Source organism: Brucella pseudogrignonensis (genome assembly GCF_031454375.1).
In the GTDB taxonomy this organism is placed as follows: domain Bacteria; phylum Pseudomonadota; class Alphaproteobacteria; order Rhizobiales; family Rhizobiaceae; genus Brucella; species Brucella pseudogrignonensis_A.
The window spans coordinates 209,605-226,243 of record NZ_JAVDQT010000007.1 but is presented as its reverse complement, the minus strand read 5'-3'; the positions used below and the strand labels follow the sequence as shown (position 1 = coordinate 226,243).

Sequence of the window (16,639 nt, the reverse complement as noted above, 5' to 3'; positions counted from 1 at the left end):
CAGAGATATTAGTTTGCGATCATTTTATATTAAACAGATCAGTTCATTGCAGATTCATTAATAATGCACTGACAATGAATCAATCGGCGTTGTCTTTGGCGGTGCGAACTTCGTCAGATTGATACCTTCAACTGCCGAACGATACTCCTCAATGCTTGGTGTACGGCCAAGGATGGCGGACAGAACCACTAGCGGCGTAGATGCCAGCAGGGATTCGCCCTTCTTTTCAGCCGTATCTTCAACAACGCGGCCCTGGAAAAGGCGGGTTGAGGTTGCAAGAACCGTATCGCCTTTTTCAGCCTTTTCCTGATTGCCCATGCACAGATTGCAGCCCGGACGCTCCAGATAGAGAATATTTTCATATTCGGTGCGGTTGGCAGTTTTCGGCTTCACATCATCGAATTCAAAGCCAGAATACTTCTGGAGAATTTCCCAGTCGCCTTCGGCTTTCAGCTCATCAATGATGTTGTAGGTTGGTGCTGCGACAACGAGTGGTGCCTTGAATTCAACCTTGCCCTGTTCCTTTTCGAGGTTCTTGAGCATCTGAGCGACGATTTTAATGTCGCCCTTGTGAACCATGCACGAACCGACAAAGCCAAGATCAACCTTCTTGGTTCCGCCATAATAGGAAACCGGACGGATGGTGTCGTGCGTGTAGCGGCGCGAGACATCAGCATTGTTGACGTCCGGGTCGGCAATCATAGGCTCGTTGATTTCATCGAGATCAACAACGACTTCCGCAAAATATTTCGCGTTGTCGTCTGGCTTCAGCGCAGGTTTTTCACCAGAACGGATCTCGAAAATACGGGCGTCGGCCTTGTTGATCAGACCCTGCAAGGTGTGCGCGGCATTGTCCATGCCCTTGTCGATCATGATCTGGATACGCGACTTGGCGATCTCAAGCGACTCGATCAGCGTTTCGTCTTCCGAAATACAAATCGACGCTTTCGCCTTCATTTCCGCAGTCCAGTCGGTGAAGGTGAAGGCCTGGTCAGCCAGCAATGTTCCGATATGAACTTCAATAATGCGGCCCTGGAAGACGTTGTCGCCATGCTGCTTGAGCATCTGCGCCTGTGTCGCATGAACGACATCGCGGAAGTCCATGTAAGGTTGCATTGTGCCTTTGAAGGTCACTTTAACCGATTGCGGGATCGGCATGGTGGCTTCGCCGGTTGCAAGCGCCAGTGCAACGGTGCCTGAGTCCGCACCAAAGGCCACGCCTTTGGACATGCGCGTATGGCTGTCGCCACCAATGATGATATCCCAGTCATCCACGGTGATGTCGTTCAAGACCTTGTGGATCACGTCGGTCATCGAATGATACACGCCCTTTGGATCGCGCGCGGTGATGACGCCGAAATTGTTCATGAAAGACATGAGTTTCGGAATGTTAACCTGAGCCTTCTTGTCCCAGACCGATGCGGTGTGGCAGCCAGACTGATAGGCACCATCAACCAGCGGCGAAATGACAGTGGCTGCCATCGCCTCAAGTTCCTGCGCGGTCATCAGGCCGGTCGTATCCTGCGAGCCGACGATATTGACCTTAACGCGCACATCTGAACCCGCGTGCAGGACTTTGCCCGGTGTGACACCGACCGCATTGCGATTGAAGATTTTTTCAACGGCGGTCAGGCCCTGACCTTCGATGGTGATTTCTTTGTTTGGCGCAAAAACGGGTGTTGGTTCGATGCCAAGCGTCTGTGCAGCAAATGTCTGGAGCTTCTTGCCGAAGACGATAGCATAAGAGCTACCGGCCTTCATGAATTCCATTTTCTGCGGTGTGAATGACGATGCGACGTCAACCAGTTCATTGCCGCTGTCGTCACGCAGCTTCTTATTCTTTGCGTCGATCTTCAGAACGGTGCCGGTTTCGACGGAGAACTTCTGTTCAAGAATTGGGTTGCCGTCGTTGTTGAGGATCGGCTTGCCATCTTCACCGGTCTTTTTAACCCAGTTCTTCAGGTTGATGCCGATGCCGCCCGTCACATCAACGGTCGTTGCGAAAATTGGCGAGATACCGTTGGTGCCAGCGACAATCGGTGCGAAATTGACAAAAGGCACGTAAGGGCTGGACTGTTTACCGGTCCACAATGCTACGTTATTGACGCCCGACATACGCGACGAGCCAACGCCCATCGTGCCTTTTTCGGCAATCATCATAACGCGTTTGTCAGGATGCTGCTTTTGTAGTGCTACGATTTCCTGCTGTGCTTCAGGGGTAATCATGCACTGACCATGCAGCTGACGGTCGGAGCGTGAATGCGCCTGATTGCCCGGCGACAAAAGGTCAGTAGAAATATCGCCTTCGGCAGCGATAAAGGTCACAACCTTGATTTCATCATCAACGTCAGGGAGCTTCGTGAAAAACTCTGCCTTGGCATAGCTCTCGAGAACGTCTTTCGCGACGGGGTTTCCTGCCTTGTAGGCATCACGCAGGCGGAACATATCCGCATCGTAAAGGAAAACCTGCGTCTTAAGGACATCGCCAGCTTTCGCTGCAATTGTAGTGTCATCGCCAAGTGCAACATCAAGCAGCACTTCAACCGATGGGCCGCCCTTCATGTGCGAGAGCAATTCGAGCGCAAAATCCGGTGTAATTTCAGGGACGACTGTTTCGCCGAGAATAATTTTTTTCAGATATGCGGCTTTTACACCTGCTGCGCTGGTCGTTCCCGGCAGCGTGTTATAGATGAAAAAATTCAACGCTTCTGCACGATGTTCGTTCGCGCTGTCATCGATCAGGGCGGTGATTTCCGCGGTCAAGGCGCCGTCATCGATTGGCTTCGGAGCGAGCCCTTGTGTTTCTCTGCTTTTGATTTCAGCGAGGTAATCCAGGTAAAGGGTCATCGTAATCCCAATTCTATGGTGCATCTTGTAGAGTGCACGGAGACGCAGCCTACAAACGGAAATGTAAATCTGACCGTTTATTATGGTTTTCTTGCCTCTCAATCAAGGCTACCTGACAAGATACCGCACCATGTTCAACTTAGGTTGAATGAAGAACGCATCACAGCATTCAGAGTTATCGCAATCAAATATCTTGATAAAATAAATCATGAATTTATTTTTTTGATATGTACGTACAAAAATAAACAGTTTGGCAAAAAACTGTTTGGCTCAAGAGCAATCCCGTAGATTTTATTGTTAATGAGCGCATCCCGCAGGCAATTTCACGCCTGTCGGGATGCGCTCTAGAATTACGTTAATTTGCAACAGCTCCAATTGTGAGCAGGTTGAATGATCGAGATAAAACCGCATTATTGATCGCAGATGCAACAGCATTACCGATGGCTTGAGGATCAGAGGGGTTCGTTTGGAAAACGCTGACACATTGTCCATTGTCCGATTGTACGGTGCTGGCTTTTAATTCGGTTGTAATCTGTGTGAGTTCTGATTTGTTCCAACGGTCAGATACAACATCGACAGCCGATTTTGCGGTTTCACAGTTTGCAAATGCAAGTGCAATGACCAAGCTCGGCTGGTTGGTGTCAGATTGCAGATCGACGATTGCCCCAGCCTGATAAATTGGTAGCGAACCTGTCTCTGGCTTTTCGGATGATTGCCACGCATTGAGAATTTCTTCAGGCTTGCCGGACAGAAAATTGGCAGGCAGATCGGAAGCTTGCATGCCGAACACTGGCGAAATCAAAGCTGCTTGCATGAGGACGCCTTCTTGCTCGTTGATCGCCTGAATTACAGCTTGCATCGGCGCGTATTGATTAAGGGGTTCTGCCTTGCCGAATGCGTCGAGCAATTCTGGCTTAGGGGCGCTTGCAACGGCTGTATCCAGTGGCAGTGCAAAACGTGCGGCTCCCATAGTTCCGCGCCATGGATTTTTAGGATCGTTTTGCGTTGGGTCAAAAGCTCCTGCTTCGCCATTGCCCAGGATTGGAGCTGATGATCCACTCACCGGCGTAAACCCACGACCTGTTAAGCCGGTAATTAGCTTATCAAGAGCGTTTTTGTCGCTTAATCCCCAAAGGGTATTTGTATCTGGCGCTGGTCCGCTACCGGCAACCCAATGTATTTCAGCGCGTGGAGCGCCAAAATTTTCTTCCCAGGTCTTGTCGTCCGTGCTGCCAAAAGCCTGAATGCCGTCGATGTTCCAGCCAAATGCCAGGCGGCGCGCGCCATTGGATGTGTTGAGCGGTGTACCTGCATCGCTAAAGGCTTGAAGATTCACAAATTCAATTTGATAAGGCGACTGCTTTGTCAAAGCATCAATAGTTATCTGCCCGGCAGCCGAGTTCAATTCGTGCGTGTTTTTGATGTCCTGTGAAGAGGCAGGAAACACATAACCAGCGACAACGACACCAGCCAACAGATAACGCAGTTTTGACAATGACATATGCAATCCTTACTTACTATTCTAGGTCGGCCTAACATTAGCTAAACCATTCGCGGGATGGCGATTGTTCATTTATTTTCGCCACAAAAAATCTTTCGTTCCCGCGACAACATATTTGCTAATAAAATGTATGATCAACAATAATTCTGAAAAATATGAAAATCCATTGACGTTTATGCAGGCAAGCCGTCGATTGTCTGAATTGGCTGTAAAGAACCGACGATATTCCGCGCTGCACGCCAACGGAATATACCGGTTCGTTCATCGGAATGCAGATCAATTGAGTTTTTCCTGCATAGGCTCATGTAGCATGTTGTGAGGGCTGTGATCGGCTTGATGATGTGCTGATGCCAAGTCAAAGAGCCGGGTGCTGGTGGTTCCAGATGCAACGCTGCCACACCTGCCTGTTCTAACGAGATTGCTTGGGATATTGGCAGCTATTCTTTCAAGCTATTTTCATCCCGTTCGCCAGATGCCGTCTGAACCATCAATTTAAGCCGGAATATCATATCGGTATTGAACAATTGCGTCACGGAAACTATCAATTTGCCACGCACTGTCGCAGGTAATTCATTTTTTTGGGAAAAGCTAATGTCGTTTATCAAACTTAAAAAATGCACGAACGTTCTTTTCTCAGTCATTATGACTATGTCGTTTGCAGCTACATTTCCCGCTCTTGCTGCGACAGAGGATGGTGATCTGGAGGGAGAAAAGCTTGCACAACTCTTGCAGGATGCAGGTGTTTCTTGTTCCGCCGAGAGAAAATTTGATTGCACAGCTGGCGACTTGGCGACTGGAGATTACTATGACGTCGCTATCCATAGCGATTGTAAGATTGCTCCGTATTATGGCGGGGTATTTGAAAAACCGGTTGTTCTGCGCAAGCGGGTGGCGACAACTGGTTATAAGGAAAGTGGCGAAGCAGAAGCTCTGGCTAAAGGTCAGTTAGTTTGCATTAAAGCGACGGCCAAGTCTGGTTCAAGTGATGCCGAATATTTTGTCATGGCTCTTCCATCTCAGGAATCTGAAAAATGTGATAGTTCAGATACGTCTTGTCGAGCGCCGACAATGCCACCGGAGCCGTATCAAACGATGATGAAGGATTGTCGTTATGTGGAAAACCAGGGTTATAAGTCCTGTCCTCAGGGTTGGGTTCATGCCGATGCAATAGAGCCATATCCAATGGGTTTACCGGAATAGAACTGCATGCGCAGAAAATCGCTATGTCTGCATGCTCGATTTGGCAATAGGCTATCGTCTGCCAGTGCAGAAATGCATTTGAGAAGACCTGATGCTTGTTTATGCCGTGGCGCAATAATCACCTGTTGAGCCCGCTTCAAACCATATGAAATTCTGTGTAAATGCAAACTCCGATGCGCGATCTGACGCGTGTCGGATTAGGATATGTCAAAGACTGGAGTTCTGCACATGTCCGCACCCTTAATGCACATAGAGACAAATTCAATTTTGCCGGCCGAGGCTGATGTTGTTGTTATTGGTGGTGGAGTTGTCGGTGTTTTTACAGCCTATTACCTCGCACGAAGAGGTGTAAAGGTTGCACTGATAGAAAAGGGGCGAATTGCAGCGGAACAGTCGAGCCGAAACTGGGGATGGTGTCGTCAACAAAATCGCGATGCGCGAGAACTCCCAATGGCGACCAAGAGTTTGGAACTCTGGGATAAGCTTGCTGAAGAAATTGGCGAGGATACGGGCTTTCGTCGTTGCGGCCTCCTTTACCTTTCACAAGATGAGGCTGAAATTGCGGGCTGGGCACGCTGGCGTGACTTTGCGCAATCTGTTGGTGTTACAACCAACATATTGAGCGCAGCTGAAGCAACTGAGCGGGCGAAAGCCACGGGGCGTTCGTGGAAAGGTGGCGTGTTTTCGCCGAGCGATGGTGTTGCAGATCCTTCGCGGGCTGTTCCTGTAGTTGCACGCGGCATTATGGCCGCCGGTGGTACCGTTCATCAAAACTGCGCCGCTCGCGGACTGGAGTTAAGTGGTGGTCGGGTTAGCGGTGTGGTGACTGAAGCAGGTACTATTCGTACCAAAACAGTTGTAATGGCGGGCGGTGCCTGGGCTTCATCCTTCTGTCACCAATTGGGTGTCAGGTTTCCTCAGGCGGCCGTGCGTGCGTCTATATTGTCCGTCGCGCCCGGTACCGTTGGATTGCCGGATGCACTGCACACGTCACACGTCTCCCTAACGCGGCGTATGGATGGTGGCTATACGCTTGCGATCAGCGGGCGCGCGCGCGTCGATACGACGCCACAGCAATTGCGCTTTTGCCGTGAGTTTGTACCGATGTTTATGCGTCGCTGGCGCAGTCTGGCGCCAGGCGGGCTTCAGGGGTGGGGCGCGGGTCATGAAACATTGAGCAAGTGGTCGTTAGATCAAGTCACTCCTATGGAGAGAAATCGCATTCTTGATCCGAAACCAGACAACGGGCAAATCAGATTAACGTATCAAAGAGCGCGCGATCTGCTGCCCGAACTAACAAGCGTACCAATTGCGCATAGTTGGGCTGGTTACATTGATAGTACGCCGGACGGTGTCCCGGCGATTGGAGAAATTGAAACCGTCCCGGGGTTCATTTTGGCTGCTGGTTTCAGTGGTCACGGCTTTGGAATTGGGCCAGGTGCAGGGCACATGATTGCTGATGTCATTTTGGCTCGCTCTCCAATCGTTGACCCCAATCCCTATAAGCCTGAACGGTTGAACCGAAGCGTATGGGGCAAGGTAGCTGATTTTTAGATTTAAGCCGATCAATCATAAAGACGCATTGTAGTCCGCAAGCTATCTCGCTCTGCTCAGGATGCTCTTTTGACCACTTGTATTTCCATTGTGAATTTCCAAGGGAAAACATTGATAATATCTCTATGCTTCTAAAGTATAGTAAGTGTCTTGTAATATTGACAGCCCATTTCGGGTGCGCCATGCTTTGCTTGTCGTAGCATTGGGCATTGGGCATTGGGGGATTGCATGACTGAGAAGACGATTAGAGACGTTACATTTCAACTGTTGCGAGATCTTGGTTTAACGACTGTTTTTGGCAACCCGGGTTCGACGGAAGAAACGTTTCTCAAAGATTTTCCGGAAGATTTTACGTATATTCAAACCTTGCAAGAGGCGTCTGCAGTTGGTGCTGCGGATGGATATGCGCAGGCGACCCGCAAGCCAGCAATCGTTAATGTGCATACATCTGCCGGTCTTTGTAATGGTATGAGTAATATTCTGACGGCGTTTATGAACAAAACGCCGCTGATCATCACTGCCGGAAATCAGACGCGTGAAATGTTGCTCATGGAGCCCTGGCTCACCAATATTGAGCCTGCGAATTTGCCGCGCCCCTGGGTGAAGTGGAGTTATGAGCCTGTGCGTGCAGAGGATGTCCCGGCTGCATTTATGCGCGCTTATGCTATGGCAATGCAAGCGCCGCAAGGACCTGTGTTTTTGTCCATTCCGTTGGATGATTGGGATAAGCCCGCCACAGAGGCCGCAACGGTACGCACTGTTGCAACACGCATTGCGCCTGATCCGCTGCGGCTAGCAGAATTTGCAGCTATTTTGGATAAGGCGAAGAATCCGGCACTGATTTATGGCGCAGCAATTGCTCGCTCTGATGGCTGGAAACAGGCGATTGAACTGGCCGAGAAAATGCAGGCGCATGTCTTTGCAGCACCTGCTTCTGAGCGCCCGCCTTTTCCTGAAACCCATCCTCTTTATTGTGGTGGCTTGCCGTTTGCCAAAGGCCCATTGTCAGAGCGACTTAAAGGATATGATGTCGCGATTGTAATTGGCGCCCCTGTCTTTCGCTATTACCCATATGTTGATGGTGCATATCTGCCGGATAATCTGCAATTGCTGCATATTACGGATGATGCCACTGAAAGCGCCAAGGCGCCGGTTGGTGACAGCCTTGTGGGGGATGCAATTCTCTCTATCGAGACGCTGATCAAACTCGTTACTAAGCGGCATAAGCCAAGCGCTAGCCCGTTAAAACAAGCCCATGGTATGGCACCGCATCCGGCAGCAGCTAAAACAGCGTCTGATGGTGTGATTACAGCACTTGAATTGTTCAAGACGCTGCGTAAGGCAATGCCTGCTGATACGATACTTGTTGAAGAATCTCCGTCTAATCTGGGTGAGCTGCATACAGCATGGCCAATCGAAAAGCCGGATTCTTTTTATACTTTTGCCAGTGGTAGTTTGGGCTGGAATTTACCGGCAAGCGTTGGTCTCGCTTTGGCGGAAAAAGAAAGTGCCAGCCCACGTCCTGTTTTGGCAATTATTGGTGACGGGTCTTTCCAATATTCCATTCAGGCGCTGTGGACTGCCGTCCAGCACCAATTGCCGATTTTGTTTGTCGTGCCGTGCAATCAGCAATATGGCATTCTGAAATCCTTTGCTGAACTGGAGGAAACGCCGGGCGTGCCGGGATTGGATATTCCCGGCTTGGATTTTGTCAGTCTTGCAAAAGGTTATGGTGCAACGGGTGTAAAAACTGAAACATTGGAAGACGTTGCGCGCGAATGCCAGGCGGCTTTAAACCGCAATGGGCCCACTGTGCTGGCGGTTCCAATCATGCCGACAATCCCGCCTTTGCTGTAGACGCTTTTATAAGTAGGCAGACGCACATCTTTATATGACGCAAAAGACAAAAGGCGGAGCCGAGAGGCTTCGCCTTTTTGAATATAACCGGGTTGGCGGATCTTAGTTCTGGAAGCTCGAAGGCGATGCATCACCAAAGCGATGAGCCGAACCATCCATGATCGAAACCTTGCCGATCGAAGCGGTTGCAGTGCGGTCAATCTGCTGAGCAACAACGGGTGTGCGGTCATTGGCATAGAGATCGGCAGGGGTGCCAACATTTGGGTTTTCAGCGAAAGCAGCGCCAGCGCTCAGAACAACAGCAACAGTAGCAAGAACAAACTTTTTCATTTTTTATCTCCTTGGTTTGTGTGAAGCGGCGATGTGTTCGTCGTTTCGATGACTAAGAGATAGGCCTTTCAATCCGCTGCGCATAGCCAGCGTTTGGTTCACGCATTGTATCTCAAATGGTAGACAATGAGCCCTCGAGGCCAGAGGATCGTTCTATAGACAGCTGTTTACCCAAAAATATGTGAACAATTTTTGAAAAGAGCACGAGCCAAACATAACCGATTGTCACTGAACTTTCGTAAATCTGACGTCCGACTGTTAAGTTGAGGACGCATAGGCATCCGCGCCTCAGTAAAGGAGTGCGCAGTAATGCCTCAATCAATTGAACTCACGAATATCGGAAAATCCTTTGGCGGAAATGATGTCCTCAAAGGCATCGATCTCTCCATTCGTCCGGGCGAGTTCATTTCTCTCGTCGGTATGTCTGGGTGCGGTAAGTCGACCCTTTTGCGTATCATCGCCGGTCTTGAAGCTTCCGATAGTGGGACCGTGTCTATCGGCGATCAGGATGTTACCGACATCGACCCAAGCGACCGCAATCTTGCAATGGTTTTTCAATCCTATGCGCTTTATCCGCATATGAATGTGCGCCAGAATATCGCGACGCCGCTTAGAATGCGAAAGCTGAACCTTTCGGCTCGCCTACCTTTGCTGGGTCGCTTGTTTTCGTCAACCAAAACGCTTGCAGAAATTGATGACGAAGTTGTTCAAGCAGCTGATACGTTGCAAATCGGGCATTTGCTGGACCGCAAGCCAGCGCAGCTCTCAGGTGGACAGCGGCAGCGTGTAGCACTCGCCCGTGCATTGGTGCGTTCGCCCGCGGCCTTTCTCATGGACGAACCGCTTTCCAATTTGGATGCGAAGCTCCGCGCCCATATGCGCGAAGAGCTTGCACGTTTGCATCGCCGTTTAGGCGCGACCTTTGTCTACGTGACCCACGATCAAATTGAAGCCATGACGATGTCTGATCGTATTGCGCTCATGTCGGAAGGCCGGATCGAGCAGCTCGGTACGCCGGATGAGCTTTATAGCCGTCCGGCCACACTGACCGTCGCTCGTTTCATTGGCACGCCGTCGATTAATCTGCTGCCTGTCGAGATCGACGCGCAAGGCAACGTGACTTTTGTAGGTGACGCGCTTGGGATTGAGGTTGCATCAGCTCAAGCCGGGCCTGCAATGCTGGGTTTGCGTGCGGAAGATTTATATGTTGCCAAAAATGGGATGACTGCACATGTCGTGCGCAGTGAGACGCACGGTGCTGATCGCTTCGTTACATGCCGTCTTGCGAATGACAACAATATCGAACTGACTGTACGCCAACGCGCTGGAGAAACTCTCGGTGCTGATGCGGACGGTTTGTTGCATATCGGGTTCGCGCCTGACCGTATTCATCTGTTCGGTGAAAACGGTCTGCGTATTGAACGCGCGCGTGAGCGGGTGCTGGCATGACCACTGCAGATTTCACAACGGGCAGTGTCGTTGCGACACGACCGCGCCAATCGAGCGCCACAAAACGCCTTGTCATGCGCGGATTGATGTTTGCAGCTCCAGCAGTGTTCCTACTGTTTGCAACCTATATCATTCCGATGATCGTGCTGGCTGGGTTTTCGGTAACCGATTATCAGCTTGGCGCACTCTCAACTCGCTTTGTCGGTATCGACAACTTCGTCAACGCGTTCAGTGATCCGGTTTTTATGCGGGCTCTGCGTAACACCGTGATCTATGCGCTTATTGTTATCCCGTTTGGCGTGTTTCTGGCGCTCGGTATCGCGTTGCTTGTTTATAGCCGCAAGCGAAGCCGTGGTTTTTGGGAAGTCGCCTATTTTTTGCCTGTGACTGCAACGCTGGTCGCCATGGCAACTGTTTGGCAATTTCTTCTTCATCCATCCATCGGTCCAGTCAATGCCGTTATCAAGTGGTTTGGCTTTGAGCCGATTGCATTTTTATCGAACCCAGCGCTGCTGATCCCCACTATGGCACTGATTGGCATTTGGCAGGTGCTGGGCTTCAACATGGTGCTATTTTTGGCGGGCCTTACAGCAATCTCGAAAGATTTGCATGAAGCTGCTCGCCTCGATGGCGCGAAGAACCCGATTGATCGTTTTTTCACCGTAACATGGCCGATGCTTGGGCCGACCACCATGTTCGTGGTCGTCACGACATCTATTTCGGCGTTCAAGGTCTTTGAAACGGTCGCGGTGTTGACCAAAGGCCGTTTTGGTTCGGAGACATTGCTTTTTGATCTTTATCTTGAAGGCTTTGAATATTCGAACACCGGCTATGCCGCGGCCCTGACTCTGATTTTCCTTGCGATCGTTCTGGTGCTTTCAATTGGCCAGACGCTTCATCTCGACAAGAAAGTGCACTACTGATGGCCGCACTTCGCAAATATATCCCGCATTTGGTTCTGGCGCTGGGCGCTTGTGTCATGCTGCTGCCATTCTACTGGATGGTGTTGACCTCTATCCGTTCTCCGGCGGAAGTCTTTAACGTATCTCTCTGGCCCATTCCGGAAAAATTCGACGCGGTTGAAAACTACACCCGGGCAGCCGGACAAGTGCCAATGCTGCGCTTTATGCTCAATGGCGTGATTGTCTGTTTTGGCATTCTGTTCGTTCAGGTCGTGACTGCCGTGCCAGCAGCCTACGCACTTGCAAAGCTTCGTTTCCCGGGTCGCAAGATCATGCTCGCTTTGGTTATCGCAGCCCTTTGCGTGCCTATTCAGGCGTTGGCATTGCCGCTCTTCGTGGGTCTCGCAAAGGCGCAATTGCTAAACACCTATTTTGCGATGATGGCACCTTTCTTCCTCTCAGTGTTCGCAATCTTTCTGTTTCACCAGTCGTTCCGTAGTTATCCCGATGAGATTATCGAAGCGGCCCGTATGGATGGTTTCTCGGAGATGGAAATCTGCTGGGGCATCGTCCTTCGCGGATCGCTGCCATCGCTCGCAGCCTTCTCGGTATTCTCACTCGTCGCGCACTGGAACGATCTTTACTGGCCGATGGTGGTTGTCTCTGACACCAATCTCGCGCCGCCGCCGCTTGGGATGCTGTTCTTCGCCGATATTGAATCGGGCGCCAATTACGGTGCGCTTATGGCGGGCGCCACCATCATCACCGCACCAATGGTTGTCTGCTTCCTGCTTGCACGCAGACATTTCATTGCGGGTATCACCATGACCGGAGTGAAATAAAGCCGGTCAACCTCTCTCCTCCATCCTCCTCCCAACAGACCTCTGGAGACTATGATGACTATCAGCCGACGCACTGTTTTAAACGGTATGTTTATGGGCCTCGCAGCCGTTTCGCTCATCACACCAGGTGTAGCCGCCGCTGCCGATGTAACCCTCAACGTGCTTTACAATCTGCCGGGCTTCACCAAGTTCCATCAGCCGCTGGCCGATGAATTTATGAAGAACAATCCGGATATCAAGATCAACTTTCTTGCGCCCGCAGTTGGCTACAATGAAGGTCAGCAGCAGGTATTGCGCGCAGCTGTAACAGGCAATCTGCCGGATGTGTATTTCTCCGGCTATAATCTGACAGGTGAGCTGGTACATACGCTTGCACCGCGCAACCAGATTACCGATCTTGCGCCGTTCATTGAAGCAGAGGGCGGCCAGGCTTTCCTCGACAAGAATTATAGCCCGAAAATGGCTGCTCTCGGTCAGGTTGATGGCAAGCAGTATGGCCTTCCGGTCAATGCATCATCCCCAATCATTTATATCAATGCCGATCTCGTGAAGAAGGCTGGTGGTAATCCTGAAAACATGCCGAAGACCTTTGCCGGTCTCATTGAACTGGCCAATAAAATCCATGCGCTTGACCCCAAGATTGCTGGCATGGGCTATGACATCAATGGCTGGCCAGATGATTGGCTCTGGCAATCGCTCGTATTCCAGCAGGGCGGCAAACTGGTTGATGAAGAAACCAAGAAGGTCGCGTTCGATAATGAGATCGGTCTGAATGCGCTGAAACTCACGCGCCAGTTTGTCACTGAAGGCGGCCAGAACTTGCTCGATTGGGACCAGTCACGTCAGCAGTTTGGTGCAGGTCTTACCGGCTTCATTTTCTCGACGCCTGCGCATGTTCAGACCATCGAAGGTCTGGTCGGCGATCGCTTCAAGCTGGTAACCTCTACGTTTCCGCTCGATAATGCCGAAAACGGCGGCGTTCCGACCGGCGGCAATTCGGCTGTTATCCTGACACAGGATAAGGAAAAGCAGGATGCGGCATGGAAATACCTGAAGTGGATCACAGGCCCTGAAGCACAGAATGTGATTGTGCGCATTACCGGTTATCTGCCGACAAACAAACTCGCAACGGGTAAAGACTATCTTGCGCCATATTATGCCGAACATCCGAATGTTAAAACTGCTTCGTTGCAGGCTGATCGTTCGTTGCCATGGGCTGGCTATCCGGGCGGTGATTCCGTTCGTATCTGGCGCACCCAGCGCGACGTTATTGGTACTGTGATGCGCGGTGAAGTATCGCCAGAAGAGGGCCTCAAGCAGCTCGTTGAGCAGACAAACGCCCTTATGAAATAAGACCTTCGCTTGATCGAGAAGGCTGCGAAACCTTTACTCTGGTTATCCGCAGCCTTCTTAATTGGCTGAAAGATATATTATGAAAATCATTCAACTCACAGACACGCATCTTATGCCATCGGGCATCGTGGTAAATGGCGTCGATCCGGAAAAACAGCTGCGTGTCGCAATAGCCGATATCATTGAAAAACATAGCGATGCTGATCTGCTGACGATTACTGGCGATCTATGTAATTATGGTGATCCAGAAGCTTATGAATTGCTACGTGACATTCTGGCTCCCATATCATTCCCAGTACGCATGATGCTTGGAAACCACGATCGCCGACCAGAATTCATAGCGGCTTTTCCTAATCATCCGCGCGATGCCAACGACTATATTCAGTCTTACATGGACACTCCTTTCGGACGGCTGCTATTTCTAGACAGTCACCAATCTGAGGTTATTGGCGGCATTTATGGCGAAGATCGGCTGGCATGGCTTAACACGGCGCTGAATGGCGCGGGCGAACAGCCGGTGACGGTTTTTATTCATCATCCACCCTTCGATGCAGGCATTGCGCATTTTGACAATATCGGGATGCATGACGATGGTGCAGTTATGCAGCGCCTTCATGCTCATAAGGCCGGCATTCGCCACATTATCTTTGGTCATATCCATGTTCCGTTATCGGGCACCACCGCACACGGTATTGCTTATAGTTCGGGACAAGCTTGTTCACACCGCTTCATAACGGAGCTGGATAGCCCAAATCCTTGGTGGACGGGCGGGTTGCCTTGCTATCGCGTCATAAAGCTCGATGAACATGGATTACGCGCTTATAGCTTTGAGGTCGGGCAGGAAGCCACAAGTCAGGCCGAGATCTGCGCTGGCCCGTAATTTCATATTATCATGTTGGCCGCGTTTCCTCAAATTGAGCAAATAGGCGACAGGCATAGCGATTTGGTGTTTGTCGCCATAATGGTCATTCTGCCAGTGAAGCTTCTCCGTACATCTGCGGCCTAAGCTTCACCGCGTGTAATAAATATGCGGGCGTCCGGTATCGGCTTGTATTTCTACTCGAGCATCAACGCAAAAAACATTTTTAAGTATGTCCTGCGTTATAACCTCCTGCGGGCTGCCTGATGCAACTATCTTCCCAGCCTGCATAACAATCAGCTCGTCACAGAACATAGCTGCATGATTGAGATCATGCAGTGCTATGATGCTTGTGATTGACAAGCCAGAAACCAGCCTTAGCAAGCTCATTTGGTGCTGAATATCCAGATGATTGGTTGGCTCATCAAGGATCAATTCCTTTGGTGCCTGACATAATGCTCTTGCAATATGTGCGCGTTGTTTCTCACCACCTGAGAGGCTTTGCCAGCTTTCATTACGCTTGGCTCGCATACCTGTGCGCTCAATAGCCTCTTCCACGGCTGTTTCATCCGATGCGCTCCAGCTTGAGAACATCGATCTGTGTGGAAAGCGACCCAGCCTGATGACATCAATGACCTTGAGATTGGCGTTGGTTGTTGCATGCTGTTCAATAAATGCAACACGTTGCGCGACTGTCCGGCGTGCGATTGAGCGAAGATCTTTACTATCAAGAAGAACCCGACCGGAATCGGGTTTGCGTAATCCCGCAACCAATCTCAGCAGAGATGTCTTGCCAGAGCCGTTTGGCCCGAGAAGCCCGAGCATTTTTCCGGGTGTGGCTTCAAAGGACACATGGTCCAAAATGGCCTTCTTGCCGATCTTCCAACATAGATTCTCTGCCTTAATCGTCATGATGTACGCTGAAACCGATAGAGGATAATGGAAAAGACCGGAACGCCAACAAGAGCGGTTACGACCCCGATTGGCAGCGTCTGCTGGGGAATAAGCGCACGCGAGGTTATGTCAGCCAGAACCATAAAAATAGCACCAATTACCGCGCAGGCCGGTAACAGCCTTATGTGTAATGGGCCAACGATGAACCGGGCTGCATGGGGCACTACGAGACCGACAAAACCAATCGATCCAACCATACTGACGATTGTCGCGGTCATCATTGCTGTAAGTGCAAATAGCACAAGGCGCGTGCGGCCCACATTAACACCAAGCGACGACGCTGCTTCATCGCCAAATGCAAAAGCATCAAGAACGCGAGAATAGAATAAGCAGGCGATCAGGCCAAAACTAATCACAACGGAAACAAGTAGAAACTCCGGCCAGCGCACACCACCAAAACTGCCAAGCAGCCAAAACATTACATCGCGCGCTTGTTGTGCATTGCCTGATGTCGTGACGATGTAAGATGTTGTGGCATTGAATAGTTGTGAAGCGGCTACACCCGCGAGGATCGTGCGATCGGCGCCCGCACGCGTTCCATTTGACAGAAGTGCCACAAAGAAAAACGCTGCAAACGCGCCAACAAACGCACCAGCAGAGAGCGATACTGCGCCCGCACCGATACCGAGAATGACGATAGCCACTGCACCTGTCGAAGCACCTGCTGAGATGCCTAACACATAGGGTTCCGCCAGAGGGTTTCTTAGCAGTGACTGCATGATTGCACCCGAGAGCGCGAGCCCCGCACCACAAAATGCGGCCACAAGTGCGCGACTGAGACGATAATCCCAGATTACCGTCTCATGGATGCGGTTAAGCTCAATATGTGTCCATCCCACACGATTGGTGATAGCGGCAAAGGTTGTCGAGAGAGGGATCGGCAAATCGCCAATACCCACACTGATCCCGATGACCAATCCAATCGTTGCAATGGAGAGCAAAATTACAGCGCTGTATGCACCCCATTGCTTTAAAGAATGGCTTTCAATGA

At 50.7% G+C, this 16,639-nt stretch carries 13 protein-coding genes; 8 read left to right on the top strand and 5 right to left on the bottom strand.

The features are described 5' to 3' along the window. Positions 1–57 precede the first annotated feature (57 nt). Positions 58–2,847: a bifunctional aconitate hydratase 2/2-methylisocitrate dehydratase gene (locus tag J2782_RS18095; protein WP_310015127.1), complete on the bottom strand. Its 2,790-nt coding sequence runs from the start codon at positions 2,845–2,847 to the stop codon at positions 58–60. A 355-nt stretch (positions 2,848–3,202) separates the two neighbouring features. Continuing rightward, on the bottom strand, positions 3,203–4,348 hold the full coding sequence (locus tag J2782_RS18090; RefSeq protein WP_310015124.1) for a hypothetical protein: 1,146 nt from the start codon (positions 4,346–4,348) through the stop codon (positions 3,203–3,205). 591 nt (positions 4,349–4,939) lie between these two features. On the opposite strand from J2782_RS18090, the gene J2782_RS18085 reads away from it, so the two are divergent. From J2782_RS18085 to mdlC, 3 genes are all read left to right on the top strand, one after another. Further along, positions 4,940–5,548 carry a hypothetical protein gene (locus tag J2782_RS18085; RefSeq protein WP_310015122.1) on the top strand — a complete coding sequence of 203 codons (609 nt, stop codon included), beginning with the start codon at positions 4,940–4,942 and terminating at the stop codon, positions 5,546–5,548. A 228-nt stretch (positions 5,549–5,776) separates the two neighbouring features. Then, positions 5,777–7,102: an NAD(P)/FAD-dependent oxidoreductase gene (locus J2782_RS18080; protein ID WP_310015167.1), complete on the top strand. Its 1,326-nt coding sequence runs from the start codon at positions 5,777–5,779 to the stop codon at positions 7,100–7,102. Positions 7,103–7,330: 228 nt separating this feature from the next. Further along, entirely contained in the window at positions 7,331–8,959 is a 1,629-nt protein-coding gene (gene mdlC, locus J2782_RS18075; protein ID WP_310015118.1) for a benzoylformate decarboxylase, read from the top strand. A 102-nt stretch (positions 8,960–9,061) separates the two neighbouring features. On the opposite strand, the gene J2782_RS18070 is transcribed toward mdlC, so the two are convergent. Continuing rightward, the gene (locus tag J2782_RS18070; RefSeq protein ID WP_310015116.1) at positions 9,062–9,289 is read right to left on the bottom strand and encodes a hypothetical protein; all 228 of its coding nucleotides are present in this window, start codon (positions 9,287–9,289) and stop codon (positions 9,062–9,064) included. A 309-nt stretch (positions 9,290–9,598) separates the two neighbouring features. On the opposite strand from J2782_RS18070, the gene J2782_RS18065 reads away from it, so the two are divergent. From J2782_RS18065 to J2782_RS18045, 5 genes are all read left to right on the top strand, one after another. Continuing rightward, complete coding sequence (locus tag J2782_RS18065; RefSeq protein ID WP_310015113.1) at positions 9,599–10,738, top strand: ABC transporter ATP-binding protein; 1,140 nt, start codon at positions 9,599–9,601, stop codon at positions 10,736–10,738. After that, entirely contained in the window at positions 10,735–11,661 is a 927-nt protein-coding gene (locus J2782_RS18060; protein WP_310015109.1) for a carbohydrate ABC transporter permease, read from the top strand. Before J2782_RS18065 ends, J2782_RS18060 begins: the two co-directional genes overlap by 4 nt. Further along, the gene (locus J2782_RS18055) at positions 11,661–12,482 is read left to right on the top strand and encodes a carbohydrate ABC transporter permease (RefSeq protein ID WP_310015106.1); all 822 of its coding nucleotides are present in this window, start codon (positions 11,661–11,663) and stop codon (positions 12,480–12,482) included. Before J2782_RS18060 ends, J2782_RS18055 begins: the two co-directional genes overlap by 1 nt. Positions 12,483–12,536: 54 nt before the next feature. After that, complete coding sequence (locus J2782_RS18050; protein WP_310015166.1) at positions 12,537–13,835, top strand: ABC transporter substrate-binding protein; 1,299 nt, start codon at positions 12,537–12,539, stop codon at positions 13,833–13,835. Positions 13,836–13,914: 79 nt separating this feature from the next. After that, complete coding sequence (locus tag J2782_RS18045) at positions 13,915–14,715, top strand: phosphodiesterase (protein ID WP_310015104.1); 801 nt, start codon at positions 13,915–13,917, stop codon at positions 14,713–14,715. A gap of 129 nt (positions 14,716–14,844) precedes the next feature. Here J2782_RS18045 and J2782_RS18040 read toward each other — a convergent pair whose 3' ends face one another. Next, positions 14,845–15,606, bottom strand: a complete 762-nt coding sequence (locus J2782_RS18040; RefSeq protein WP_310015101.1) for an ABC transporter ATP-binding protein — start codon at positions 15,604–15,606, stop codon at positions 14,845–14,847. After that, positions 15,603–16,637, bottom strand: coding sequence for a FecCD family ABC transporter permease (locus tag J2782_RS18035; protein ID WP_404989672.1), 1,035 nt, complete (start codon positions 16,635–16,637; stop codon positions 15,603–15,605). Before J2782_RS18035 ends, J2782_RS18040 begins: the two co-directional genes overlap by 4 nt. Between the last annotated feature and the right edge of the window lie 2 nt (positions 16,638–16,639).